This window comes from Pedobacter chitinilyticus (assembly GCF_003313385.1).
GTDB classification, from domain to species: Bacteria; Bacteroidota; Bacteroidia; order Sphingobacteriales; family Sphingobacteriaceae; genus Pedobacter; species Pedobacter chitinilyticus.
Genome location: NZ_QMHN01000003.1, coordinates 551,701 through 564,901, shown reverse-complemented (window position 1 = coordinate 564,901; position 13,201 = coordinate 551,701). Strand labels below are relative to the sequence as shown.

The window sequence follows — 13,201 nt, the reverse complement described above, 5'->3', positions numbered from 1 at the left end:
GTAATGTACAAGATGTTTAGCTAAAAATAATAAGCATTTTTGATTTTAGCCTACTTAACCCACCTCTAAAAGTGAGCAAACCGAATGTTTTTTAATTTTTTTAAAAAGTATAAAGCCCTAAACAAGCCTTTAAAGTGGGTTTTTATCCTACTTGAAGGTTTTTGCAAGTTCTATCTATTTTTTTTTCTATTTAACTGTCCTATATTTACTGCTCCGTTCAATAAAAACCAAAGATTAATGGCAAGATTAAATCTATTAGAAGAAACGAGGTTCGAAAAGCTTCCCGTAAGTATTTTTAAAAATCCAAAGGAGGCTTCTTTAAGTGTTGCGAACCGCATCGCTTCGCTAATCAAAGAAAAACAACAAAAAAATGAAAAAGCCGTATTAGGCCTAGCTACTGGTGCAACCCCAGTTGCGGTTTATGCGGAGCTGGTTAGATTACATAAAGAAGAAGGTCTTAGCTTCAAAAATGTAATTACCTTTAACTTGGATGAGTACTATCCAATGCAGCCTAACGCAGTACAAAGCTACGTTGTGTTTATGAATGAAAACCTTTTCAATCATATCGACATCGACAAAAACAATGTGCATATTCCTGATGGCACCTTAAAACTTGAAGAAATTCCAGCTTTCTGTTTAAATTACGAAAAGAAAATAGAAAGTGTTGGCGGACTGGATATTCAGATTTTAGGTATTGGACGTACGGGACACATTGGTTTTAACGAACCAGGTTCGGCACCAAACTCAGGCACTCGCCTAGTTACTTTGGACGACCTTACCCGTAGGGATGCTGCCCGTGATTTCGGTGGTAAATCTAACGTACCAACCAAGGCCATTACCATGGGTATCGGTACCATTTTCAAAGCCAAAGAAATTATTTTAATGGCTTGGAACAAGAAAAAGGCTTCGATTATCAAGAAGGCAGTAGAGGGAGAAATTTCGAGTGAAGTTCCTGCTACTTACCTTCAACTTTCGGATAATGTGGAGTTCATTTTGGATGAAGATGCAGCATCGTGCTTAACCAGATTTAACACTCCTTGGTTGGCTAGAGATTGTGATTGGCAACCAGCGCTCACCCGCAAAGCGGTAATTTGGTTGGCTAGACATCTGAAAAAACCAATTCTTAAATTAACAGAAGATGACTATAACAACCATGGTATGGCGCAATTAGCGACCGAGCATGGTCCTGTTTATGACATCAACATTGATATTTTCAATAAATTACAGCACACCATTACTGGATGGCCAGGAGGTAAACCAAATGCCGACGACAGTCAACGTCCAGAAAGGGCAAATCCAGCGAAGAAAAGAGCGATCGTATTCTCACCACACCCTGATGATGACGTGATTTCAATGGGCGGTACTTTCATTAGATTGGCTGACCAAGGGCACGAAGTACACGTAGCTTACCAAACTTCTGGTAACACTGCGGTTTGGGATGACGATGTATTGCGTTTTGTTGAGTTCAATATCGATTTCTCTGAAAAAATGGGTATCGATCAAACCAACATGAGAAAAACTTACGAGGAAATGCGTGAGTTTATGGCGAACAAACGTCCTAATCAGGTAGATACCGAAGAAATCAAATTGGTTAAAGGATTGATCAGAAAAGGTGAAGCTATTGCTGGTGCCCGTTTCTCGGGATTGCCAGATGAGCACATCCATTTCATGGCGCTTCCTTTCTACGAAACAGGTAAAGTGAAGAAAAATCCAGTTTCTGAGATTGATGTTCAATTAACCATGGAGCTGCTTCAACAAGTTAAACCACATCAAGTTTTTGCTGCTGGTGATTTTGAAGATCCACACGGAACGCACATCGTTTGTTTTAACATTATTGTGGAAGCTTTAAGACGCTTGAAAACAACTGAAGATTGGGTTAACGATTGCTGGTTATGGATGTACCGTGGCGCTTGGCACGAATTTGAACCACACGAAATTGAAATGGCAGTTCCATTGAGCCCTAACGAAGTAGAGCGCAAGAAATTAGCTATTTTCAAACACCAGTCTCAAAAGGATATTCCTGTATTCCCAGGTGATGACCCTCGAGAATTCTGGCAAAGAGCAGAAGACAGAAATCGTGAGACCGCTCGAATCTATGATGATTTAGGTTTGGCCGATTACGAAGCGATGGAAGCTTTTGTGAGATTTCATTTTTAAACCCCTCCCTAACCCTCTCCTTGGAAGGAGAGGGAATAGCAATCATTACTTTCTCTCCCTTTTTTAGGGAGAGATGCCCAAAGGGCAGAGAGGGTTTGATAAATATCTTCTATCTTTAGTTTACACAAACTAAAACATAGAAGATATTTTTTTATTTAAACGCAATGGAAACCAAACCACAACGACTATTATCTCTTGACTTTTTTAGGGGCTTAACAGTTGCCGCCATGATTCTGGTGAACAACCCTGGAAGTTGGGCTCATATTTACGCTCCCTTGGAACATGCCGCATGGAACGGCTGTACTCCTACCGATTTAGTATTTCCCTTTTTCTTATTCATCGTAGGTGTTTCTATCGCCTATGCCATGGGCAGTAAAAGAGAAGACCAAAGCACTCACGGAAAAACGATCTTAAAAGCACTCAAAAGAGCTTTCACCCTTTTCCTTCTGGGCTTCATACTGGCCTTCTTCCCAAGAAACTTTAGCGATTTCAATTTTGTGGAATCTTTAAAAACAGTGAGAATCCCTGGAGTCTTACAACGTATTGCTGTAGTGTTTTTCATTTCTGCAGTGTTGTTTTTGAAACTGAACAACAAGAGGCTATTTCAAGCCATTGTGATATTTCTTTTTGGTTATTGGGCACTAATGACTTTTGTACCTGTACCAGGTGTAGGCTTTGCAAATTTAGAGAAAGAAACCAATTTGGGTGCTTGGCTTGACCGCACCATTTTAACAGAAGCACATTTATGGAAAGCAGCTAAAACATGGGATCCAGAAGGCATTTTAAGCACTATTCCCGCCATCGGTACTTGTTTATTTGGGGTGCTGGTTGGGGTTTACCTAAAAAACAAAACCATCGACGCCGCCACCAAAATCTCTTGGTTGTTTTGTGTGGGCACTTTAACCATCATTGGCGGACTTGTTTGGGACCTAAGCTTTCCTATTAACAAGTCATTATGGACAAGTTCTTTTGTTTTGTACACTGGCGGATGGGCAACCCTTATTCTGTCACTTTCCTATTGGCTGATTGATGTGAACCAGTACAACCGTTTTACTAAGCCTTTTGTAGTTTATGGCGTAAATGCCATCACGGTTTTCTTTTTATCGGGCCTAATGCCACGATTATTGAACATGATTAAAATTGACTTTGAGGGCGAAAAGATAGGTGCGCTAAATTACGTCAACAAGGCTTGGTTTGCTTCTAGTTTTGCAAACCCTTTGAATGCTTCTTTAGCTTACGCCATTGCATTTGTACTTTTCTGGTATGTTATTCTATGGGTAATGTACAAACGCAATATCATTATCAAAGTTTAAAGATGATGTTTCAATACTCATATCTATTTGTAACTTTATTACACAAACAATCTCTAATTTCAGGAAATCATCCACTTAACTAATTTTATATCAATGAAGAAAAACTTGCATTTACTTGCGGTGGGCGCACTTTCATTAGTGTTAGTTCAACCAGCAATTGCACAAAAAAAAGCCCCAGCCAAAGCTTCAGTGGCCAAAACTACCGCTAAGCCGGCAACAAGCACCACTATCCCTAACGATCCTAGTGTTAGGATTGGAAAACTACCTAATGGACTGGTGTACTACATCAAAAAAAATGTTGAACCTAAAAACAGAGCCGAATTATACTTAGGAAACAAGATTGGCTCTTTGATGGAAAATGATGACCAACTAGGTTTGGCGCACTTTACTGAGCACATGGCTTTTAATGGAGCCAAAGACTTCCCTAAAAACGAAATCATCAATTACCTGCAAAAAGCAGGAGTACGTTTTGGAGCCGACCTTAACGCTTATACTGGCTTTAACCAAACCGTCTATCAATTACCGATTCCCACAGATAGCGCCGAAGTTTTCAAAACTGGTTTCAAAATTTTGGCAAACTGGGCCGGAAAAGTAACCATGGATGGCAAAGAAATTGACAACGAACGTGGCGTAATTATTGAAGAAGACCGTCAACGTGGTAAAGATGCTGGTGAAAGGATCAGAAAACAACTTTTGCCATTGTTATTAGGCAATTCCCAGTATGCTAAACGTTTGCCTATTGGCGATATTCAATTACTGCAAACTTTCACCCACGATAAAATCCGTAATTTCTACAAAGATTGGTACCGCCCAAATCTTCAATCGGTAATTGCTGTTGGTGATTTTGATGTGAACGAAGTTGAGAAACTTATTATCGCTAATTTCTCGGGTTTAACCAACCCAGCTAATGAGAGGGCTAGGCCTTATTACACTATCCCTGATAACGCGCAACCGTTGATCAAACTGGTAACTGATAAGGAACAACCATACAACGTTGCCCAAGTAATTTACAAGCAGAAACAAGGCCCCATAAAAACAGAAAGCGACTATAAATTACAATTAACGCAAAGCCTGATCAACAGCATGATGGCTGCCCGCTTAGCCGAAATTACCCAAAAAGGAAATGCTCCATTCTTATTTGCACAAAGTGCCTATGCACCGTATCAAGGTGGGTTAATTTGGGATATTAGTGCCTTACAAACGGTAGCTGTAGCTAAAACAGGCGCTGAATTACAAAAAGCAATTGTTGCAGCCGTTGCCGAAAACGAACGTATGGCCAAGTTTGGCTTCACAGCAGGCGAATTGGAAACAGCAAAGAAAAAAATGGAAGCTGGTGTAGAGAAGCAATTTAAGGAAAAAGACAAAACCAAGTCGGCAGCCCTTGTACAACAATACCTTAACAACTTTTTGATTGGTGCTGCGATGCCTTCTGCAGAGTATTCTTATGAGTTATCTAAAAAAACATTACAAAATATCACATTAGCTGATATCAACACTGCTGCAAAAGCAATGGTGACCAAAACCAACCAAATCATCGTGGTTCAGGCACCTGAAAAGGAAAAAGAGAACCTACCAACCGAAGCGGCTCTGTTGGCCGCCATTAAAAATGCTCGCAACCGAGTAACTCCTTATGTTGACAATACCGTAAACAAACCGTTGATTGCCCAAGCACCAAAAGCTGGAACGATTGTTAACGAAACCAAAAATGATAAAATTGGTGTAACCTCGTTAACCTTAAGCAATGGGGTTAAAGTAGTATTAAAGCCTACCGATTTTAAAAATGACCAAATCATTTTTACCTCGTTTGCAAAAGGAGGTTCATCATTAGCTAAAGACGACGATTTTCAATCGGCTGATAATGCCAACCTTATTGCACAAAGTGGCGTAGGCGATTTTAATCCTACCCAATTGAGCAAGTACTTGGCAGGAAAAACGGCTTCAGCCGGTGCATACATCAACGATCTTTACCAGGGCTTTTCAGGAAGTGCTTCGCCAAAAGATCTTGAAACTGCTTTCCAGTTGATTTACGCTTATGCAACCAATCCTCGCAAGGACCCTGAAATCTTCAACAAAAACATCAGCGACTTTAAAGTAATTACCGCTAATAAAAATAGTAGCCCTACCAGTGTTTTTGCAGATACTGTACAAGCAGTGATGGCCAACTACCACAAACGTGGCATGCCTACCAATCTTTCGGATATCGATAAGATCAATTTAGATAAGGCTTATGCTTTCTACAAAGATCGTTTCGCTGATGCGAGTGGGCAAACTTTCGTGTTTGTAGGCAATTTCGATGTAGAGAAGATAAAGCCATTTATTACTACTTATTTAGCAAGCTTACCTTCGTTAAACAGAAACGAGAATTTTGTTGACAATGGCGTTAATCCTCCGAAAGGTAAAGTAAATAAAGCGGTTAAAAAGGGGTTAGAAGATAAAGTAACCGTTCAGTTGGTATTCCATGACAACTACACTTACAATGCGGAAAACAATGTGATGTTAGATGCTTTAAAAGCCTCATTAGATATCAAAATCACAGAACGTCTTCGTGAGAAAGAAAGTGGTGTTTATAGTCCTGGTGTTTCGTTAAGCGTTCAAAAATATCCAACAGCACAATACTTCTTTACCATTTCATTTAACTGTGCGAAGGCCAATGTAGAAAAACTAGTTAATGCCGCATTGGAAGAAGTAAATACCTTCAAACAAAATGGTGTTACCGCAGAAGATTTGCAGAAATTCAAGTCTGAAGAACTAAGACAAGAGGAATTGAGCCTTCGCGAAAATGCTTTCTGGGTAAATTACCTGACCAATCGCTTAAAATATGGTGAAAACTTAGATCAAGTTTTAGGGAATACCGCACGCATTAATGGCGTAACGGTAGAAGCAACTAAAGCTGCTGCCCAAAAATATCTAAACGGAGATAATTACATCCGCTTGGTATTATTGCCAGAAAATTAATCTACGGATTTCAATACATAAAAAAGGACGACCAATTGGTCGTCCTTTTTTATTATCCTACATCTTGTAGCGTTTTCTCTGACTTCTACGTAATAGATGATCACACACAAATACAACTAACCCAAATACAGATGGCCTACGGAGCTTAAATGTTTCGTAGGCTTTTTTCTATTTAGCCTCTACACCCACTGGTCCACTTGGAGTGCTTTCATTTTTAATACGATCAAGCGCCGTAACCAAATAACTGTAACGCTTTCCTTTTTCTACGTTAGTATCCAGAAAAAAGGGATAATCCTCAAAAGTGATGTTTACAATATTTTTAGCATCCAACACCGTGATCTTCTCACCTTCATCAAAACGGTAAACTACATATCCAGATGCGGTTTCGCCATCTTTGGCTTTCAAAGGTTTGGTCCATTTAATATTGATGCCATCGTTTTGGGCTTCTGCCGTTAAATGTTGAGGTTCATTGGGAGCGATGTCATCTATCCAAGGCATTTGAGGAGGCAAAGCAGGGTATTTATAAAAATTGTTCCTCAAAGAATCTGCTAAACCACGAGCTACCGTTGAAAGGGATTTTGAACTAAAATAAATACTCCCCTGCACTCTGTTATTTGCTCTTATTGCTCTAATTTGATTAGGTATTTCATTTGGCTTTGCCCAAGCAGGCTCTCGTTTGGTGGTACCATTATGGATTAAATAAGCAGCCTGTCCAATATACAGGTGTCTACCATACGTATTATTGCTCCACCAATCCAACAATACCTTAAATGGAGCCGCAGCTCTTGAAAAAGAGAAATAAATTTGAGGGTTGATATAATCTACCCAACCTTCCTTAATCCATTTTCTAGAATCGGCATAAAGTTCCCCATAGTTGGATAGGCCGTTGGTTTTAGAGCCTAAAGTATCCTCTCTAAAATTTCGCCAAATGCCAAAAGGGCTAATACCAAATTTGATGTGTTTTTTATAGTAATGAACACTGTCGTTCACCATCTTCACCAACATATCTACATTGTTTCTTCTCCAATCATCTACCTTCGTAAAACCATTGGGATATTTCGCAAACGTAGCCGAATCGTTAATGACTTGACCTGAGATGCGATAAGGATAGAAATAATCGTCAAAGTGCACCCCATCAATATCATAGCCTTTTACCACATCCAAAATTACTTGCGTAATGTATTCTCTATTTTCAGCAATCCCTGGATCAAATAACTTTTGACCACCGTAAGTATAAAACAGTTCGGGTCTTTTATTGGTAATATGATCTGGATGAGTTACTGCCCTAGCCGACATGGTAGCTCTGTAAGGATTGAACCAAGCATGTAGTTCCATGCCACGCTCATGGGCTTCTTTAATGGCAAAAGCTAAAGGATCATATCCAGGTGCTGGCGTGGCGCCCTGTTTACCCAACAACCAATGACTCCATAGTTCTCTAGATTTAGCATATAATGCATCAGCCGTAGGCCTCACCTGTAAAATAATTGCATTTATTCCGTTACGATGATGCTGGTCTAAAATCGCTATCAGCTCCTGTTTTTGCTGATCTGCATTAAGTCCCTGTTTAGAAGGCCAGTCGATATTGGTAACTGTTGCCACCCATACGCCTCTAAATTCGCGTTTGGGTACAATTTTTGATTCTTGTTGAGCGTTTAATGTAGAAGCGGAAGCAATCGAAAGAAAAAGTGCAAATGCGATGTTATACTTGGATAGGAATTTGAACATTCTGAATGATTTGTTGATACGCTAAATAGGTAACGAACTTTTTAGTGTTTAAATACAAAAGTGACATTATTTTTATACTTTTTTGATTTTTTGTTAAGTTAGCAAATCATTAGCGCTACAGATTTTATTTTAAGAGACTCAAAAAATAATGCAAACACAAGAAAAAGCTGTAGATAACAAGGTAGATCGGAATAAGGTTTATTTTCTCATCGTTGTAATTGTTGCATTGCTAGGCATAAATGGTTATCTCTATTTTAGAGACCAACAGCAAACCAGCAGGTTTGTTACCATCAGTACAGAAAAAGATCGTTTAAAATTAGAGGTGGAAAAAATTGAAGTCGAACTCGACCGAGTGAACCTCTTGAATGTAACCCTTAACGACAGACTTATTGAGGAACAAAAACTAGCAAGGGAAAAAATAGCAGAACTTAAACTGGCCTTAAAAAAGGGCGAACTCACCCAAAAGGAACTGGATGAAGCACATAAACAAATTAACTCGCTGCGAGATTTTGTGAAAAGCTACAACAACCAAATTGCCATTTTGGAACAAGAAAATTCTTTTTTGAAAACAGAACGAGACAGTTTAAAAACTAGTATCAACAATTATAACGAACAAACAGAAAATTTAAGGAGAGAAAACAAGAACCTTAACCGCAAGGTAAAAGTAGGCTCTTCACTAAAGTCTTCGGACATTAGCATTATAGCCTTTAGGGTAAAGGACAATGGTAAGACTTCTATAGTGTCCAAGGCCAGCACAGCGAATAAACTAACCATTGATTTTGCGATTGTGCCCAACGACTTGGCCGAAAAAACCTATCACAAGATTTTTTTAAGGGTAATTGATCCAGCAGGGAATTTAATTGCCGATGAGAACAATATGTTTGAGGCCGATGGCCAGCAAATGCAATACAGCAGAGCGATAGAGATTTCCTACAACAATGATGAGACGAGATACAAGATTGACTGGATTAACCCTAGAGCTTTTATTAAGGGCGTATACGGCATCTTCTTATATGCTGATGGGTTCCAGATGGGAAAATCAGAAATTGAGCTTAAATAGGTTTAAAACGATGTAAAAAATCCCGTTAGGTTTTCTAGCGGGATTTTTTTTGCACTCGTTTTTGTAGGATTTTGGAACTAATCAACTAAACACTCAGAGTTTAATCGAAAAACTACATCTTGATATCCATCACTTTATTTTTCTTACGGCTTTCTTCAGCCATAAAGCCCATCACGTGGCTTTCAATAGATTCATCAATGGTTGAAGTAAGTAACGCTGGATTCTTTTGCGCTACAGCTTGTACAAAGTCACGCACCAGCAACCAATCTCCACCACCATGACCACTATTTTTATATTCTTCTACATCCTCTGCTTTAGGAACAAACTTGGTGTCTTTTCGAGTCCTAAAATCGTAATGCACCAATTCAGTCATGTCGCCAACTAAATCACCCATCGAGCCCATTACTCGGGTTCTTCGGCCATGATACGAAGTGAAAGCTTCCATCGAGAAACTTGCGGTTACACTATCGGCAAACTGGATATTGGTGACATAGTGATCGGGCTGGTCATTCTCCATTCTGTACACACAACGGCCATAGTTGGTGGTTTTTAATTTTTCGGTGATAAAACCTTTACGGTCTTTGATTCCCGCTGGCACATCAAAAACGGAAGTACGTTTGTTAAGTTCAACATATTCTTTAATCGCCGAGTACGGGCACTCTCTTTCTATTTTACAACCATCGGTACAACGGGCTGTACTCCCCTGTGGAGCATTTTCCTTTCTAAACCATTTTAAATCGCCCATGGCAGATATTTTCTTACTTGGTTTGTTAATCACCCACTTTACAATATCTAAATCGTGGCATGATTTGGCCAAGATGATGGGTGTGGTTTCTTTGGAGTTATGCCAATTTCCCCTCACATAAGAATGGGCCATGTGCGTATGCTCAATAGGCTCAAAATGTTGGATACTGATCACTTCCCCAATAGCGCCATTGGCAATAAGCTCCTTCATTTTTACAAAGTAAGGGGCGTATCTTAACACATGACAAACCGCGACAATTCGGTTGTTTTTCTTTGCCAAGTTTAAAATGTCTCTGCATTCCTTTTCTGTTGGGGCAATGGGTTTTTCTAAAAGGATATCGTACCCCATGGCCAAAGCCTTCATGCAAGGCTCGTAGTGCAGATTATCTGGTGTAGAAATGATCACTGCATCAGCAAATTTCGGCCTTTTAAATACGTCTTCCCAAGTGTTCAAACGATTTTCCGCTAGTATGTTATGGATCTTCGCGTACCTGTCGTTTCTAAAGGAGTTTGGTTCGGCAACGCCGATAATTTTAATTTGATCAGTAAATTTTGCCGCGAAACCACCATACACCATGCCTCTATTTCCAGCGCCGATGGTAATTGCGGTCACTGGTTTATCCAAACTTTTGTGATTGGGGTTATCTGGAATGTTATACAAGAAGGAACGTTCGCCAATTTTGGCCAACACCTCTGTACCTACAATGGAAGCCCCCACGGTAAGCGAAAGTGTTTTAAGTAAATTTCTACGGTTCATGAGATTTTGGTTATAGATTGTTTTGTATAACCAAATATATATTTCATTTTGTTTTGATTTATTCTAAATTATCTTTTACTTCATTTCAAAACACAACAAAAAAGAAACCAACAAGAACTTAAATAAACCCGCAAGCGACTCCTCGTCGTTATACTTCCCTAGGAATGACAAGTGAAAATATCATTTAAGGATAATTTTGGCAACGATAGGCAAATGGTCCGAAGCTTGGTGCTCCTGAATGACTTCATGACTAAATATCGAGATTTTTCTGTTAGGCTTAAAAGCGATGAAATCGATGGCTCTTTTGGGCGTAACTACTGGAATGGTAAAACCACAGTTGTCGCATGTTCGTATAAAACTTTTGTCCAAAAGCTGTATAGTGGCCGAACTTGGTACGGCATTAAAATCGCCAGCAACAATGAATGCACCCTTCTCGTTTTCGGCATATTTCACAATTTCAGAAACCTGAAGCAATCGTAAGGCTTCATCTTTTTGATGGTCTAAATGGGTAGAACCGAAAGTGATTTTCTTTCCATTTCCAAGCTTAACGGAAACAACGGCCAAGACCCTGTCTTCTGCCTTAAGTCCTTCTATCCTTGAAAATTTTAAGCTGTGCTGTTCTGATATTGGATATTTTGAAAGTACCGCAACACCATAGTCTCCACCATCGTGATCAATGGCTTTGGCAAAATAGAAATACATGTTCAGCTTTTTGGCCAAATATTCCGCTTGGTTTACATTTCCCGAACGGTTGATGTTCACATCTACCTCCTGCAACGCCACAAAATCAGGTTTTTCATTGGCGAGCACATTGGCAATGGCATCCAAATCTATTACCCCAGGTTTTGCTGGTGGATTGCCATGATGAATGTTGTACGAAACGATCGTAATTGTATCTGCTTTTTGGGCCAATAGGTTCAAACTAACTAGCACCAAGGCCAATAGGAAACTATATTTGAGTTTCATTAGGCAATTAAATTAGCAATGGCTTTATTCACTTTTTCGAAACCGAAACCTTTTAAAGTTTGATTCATCGCTTCGGCAATTTCCGCATTCATTAAGTTGCCAATGCTTCCTTCGTGAGTATGTTTCAATTCATATTGAGGTTTAAAGGTCCCATTATCAATCTGTTCACCCACAATTTTGTAAGCTTCTCTAAAAGGCACGCCTTGCAAAGCCAAATCATTTACCACCTCAACACTGAAAAGGTAATCGTATTTTTTATCCTTCAGAATATCATCTTTAATAGAGATATGTTGCAGCATAAACGTGGTGATTTCCAAACATTCATTTAAGGAAATAAATGCTGGAAAAAGGTTCTCTTTAAGCAACTGCAAATCTCTGTGATAGCCTGATGGCAAATTGGTGGTCATCATGGCAATTTCGTTTGGCAAAGCTTGGATTTTATTGCAACGAGATCTTACCAACTCAAAAACATCAGGATTTTTTTTGTGCGGCATAATGCTACTGCCCGTAGTTAGCTCCGAAGGAAAACTGATGAAACCGAAATTTTGGTTGATGAAAAGGCAGACATCCATGGCCATTTTAGCCAAAGTTGCCGCTACCGACGACATGGCCTGTGCCAAAATACGTTCTGTTTTACCGCGACCCATTTGCGCATATACCACGTTATGGTTCAAACTTTCGAAACCTAACAATTCAGTAGTCAACGTTCTATTTAAGGGGAACGAAGAACCATAGCCCGCAGCAGAACCTAATGGATTTTTGTTGGTGATTTTCCATGCCGCCAACATCAGTTCCATGTCATCGGCCAAGCTTTCTGCATAAGCCCCAAACCACAAACCAAAAGATGACGGCATCGCAATTTGCAAGTGAGTGTAGCCTGGCAACAATTTATCTTTATGTTGATTGCTTAGGGAAATTAACTGGTTAAACAATTCTTGCGTGTTTCCAACCATTTCTTCAATGCAGCTTCTGAAATAAAGTTTCAGGTCTACCAAAACTTGGTCATTACGTGAACGTCCGCTGTGGATTTTCTTTCCAGCTTCACCAATGCGTTGAGTCAATAGCCATTCTACCTGCGAGTGCACATCTTCTACACTATCTTCTATCGTAAAACTTCCTGCTTCAATTTCCTTGTAAATCTCTTTAAGCGCCAGTTGCACTTCTTTAAGTTCCTCAGCAGTAAGCAGGTTAATGGTTTCCAACATTTGCGTATGAGCCAACGAGCCCAATACATCAAATTTTGCCATCTGCAAATCCAATTCTCGATCCTTTCCTACCGTGAAGTTTTCTACAAATTGGTTTACATCTACATTTTTCTGCCAGATCTTCATTACGTGTATTTTGTTGTGTTCTGTTGTCATTCCGATGTTAGGAGGAATCTATTTTCAGATTCTTCGCTATGCTCAGCATGACAAAGCGACTTATTTAGTTCGTTTCTATTATTCTGCTGCAAAAATACAATAATTACACGCAAGATGGTAAAGCAAAGCGACGAACTCTAAAATTGCAACATTGATGCATTAA

Annotated in this window: 8 protein-coding genes; 4 read left to right on the top strand and 4 right to left on the bottom strand. The window is 39.5% G+C overall.

From position 1 onward, the window contains the following. Positions 1 to 237 precede the first annotated feature (237 nt). The 3 genes from nagB (at position 238) to DUT70_RS12615 (ending at position 6,425) form a co-directional block, all read left to right on the top strand. Complete coding sequence (gene nagB, locus DUT70_RS12625) at positions 238 to 2,157, top strand: glucosamine-6-phosphate deaminase (RefSeq protein ID WP_113647748.1); 1,920 nt, start codon at positions 238 to 240, stop codon at positions 2,155 to 2,157. A 164-nt stretch (positions 2,158 to 2,321) separates the two neighbouring features. After that, positions 2,322 to 3,470, top strand: coding sequence for an acyltransferase family protein (locus DUT70_RS12620; RefSeq protein ID WP_113647689.1), 1,149 nt, complete (start codon positions 2,322 to 2,324; stop codon positions 3,468 to 3,470). Between the two features lie 93 nt (positions 3,471 to 3,563). Further along, positions 3,564 to 6,425 carry a M16 family metallopeptidase gene (locus DUT70_RS12615; RefSeq protein ID WP_113647688.1) on the top strand — a complete coding sequence of 954 codons (2,862 nt, stop codon included), beginning with the start codon at positions 3,564 to 3,566 and terminating at the stop codon, positions 6,423 to 6,425. Positions 6,426 to 6,593: 168 nt separating this feature from the next. Here the strand turns inward: DUT70_RS12615 and DUT70_RS12610 are convergent, their stop codons facing one another. Further along, entirely contained in the window at positions 6,594 to 8,150 is a 1,557-nt protein-coding gene (locus DUT70_RS12610) for a glycoside hydrolase family 10 protein (RefSeq protein ID WP_113647687.1), read from the bottom strand. A gap of 148 nt (positions 8,151 to 8,298) precedes the next feature. Between DUT70_RS12610 and DUT70_RS12605 the strand changes: the two genes are divergently transcribed. Further along, complete coding sequence (locus DUT70_RS12605; RefSeq protein WP_113647686.1) at positions 8,299 to 9,210, top strand: hypothetical protein; 912 nt, start codon at positions 8,299 to 8,301, stop codon at positions 9,208 to 9,210. A gap of 112 nt (positions 9,211 to 9,322) precedes the next feature. On the opposite strand, the gene DUT70_RS12600 is transcribed toward DUT70_RS12605, so the two are convergent. The 3 genes from DUT70_RS12600 to argH form a co-directional block, all read right to left on the bottom strand. Then, entirely contained in the window at positions 9,323 to 10,711 is a 1,389-nt protein-coding gene (locus DUT70_RS12600; RefSeq protein WP_113647685.1) for a Gfo/Idh/MocA family protein, read from the bottom strand. A gap of 180 nt (positions 10,712 to 10,891) precedes the next feature. Continuing rightward, a complete protein-coding gene (locus DUT70_RS12595; protein ID WP_113647684.1) occupies positions 10,892 to 11,677 on the bottom strand; it encodes an endonuclease/exonuclease/phosphatase family protein in 786 nt (261 codons plus the stop codon). Further along, complete coding sequence (gene argH, locus DUT70_RS12590) at positions 11,677 to 13,008, bottom strand: argininosuccinate lyase (protein ID WP_113647747.1); 1,332 nt, start codon at positions 13,006 to 13,008, stop codon at positions 11,677 to 11,679. Before argH ends, DUT70_RS12595 begins: the two co-directional genes overlap by 1 nt. Positions 13,009 to 13,201: the final 193 nt, after the last annotated feature.

What these genes read in the sequence shown, in the direction of transcription:
- nagB (WP_113647748.1), top strand. Translation starts at nt 238, where the DNA reads ATGGCAAGATTAAATCTATTAGAAGAAACGAGGTTCGAAAAGCTTCCC.
- DUT70_RS12620 (WP_113647689.1), top strand. Translation starts at nt 2,322, where the DNA reads ATGGAAACCAAACCACAACGACTATTATCTCTTGACTTTTTTAGGGGC.
- DUT70_RS12615 (WP_113647688.1), top strand. Translation starts at nt 3,564, where the DNA reads ATGAAGAAAAACTTGCATTTACTTGCGGTGGGCGCACTTTCATTAGTG.
- DUT70_RS12610 (WP_113647687.1), bottom strand. Translation starts at nt 8,150, where the DNA reads ATGTTCAAATTCCTATCCAAGTATAACATCGCATTTGCACTTTTTCTT.
- DUT70_RS12605 (WP_113647686.1), top strand. Translation starts at nt 8,299, where the DNA reads ATGCAAACACAAGAAAAAGCTGTAGATAACAAGGTAGATCGGAATAAG.
- DUT70_RS12600 (WP_113647685.1), bottom strand. Translation starts at nt 10,711, where the DNA reads ATGAACCGTAGAAATTTACTTAAAACACTTTCGCTTACCGTGGGGGCT.
- DUT70_RS12595 (WP_113647684.1), bottom strand. Translation starts at nt 11,677, where the DNA reads ATGAAACTCAAATATAGTTTCCTATTGGCCTTGGTGCTAGTTAGTTTG.
- argH (WP_113647747.1), bottom strand. Translation starts at nt 13,008, where the DNA reads ATGAAGATCTGGCAGAAAAATGTAGATGTAAACCAATTTGTAGAAAAC.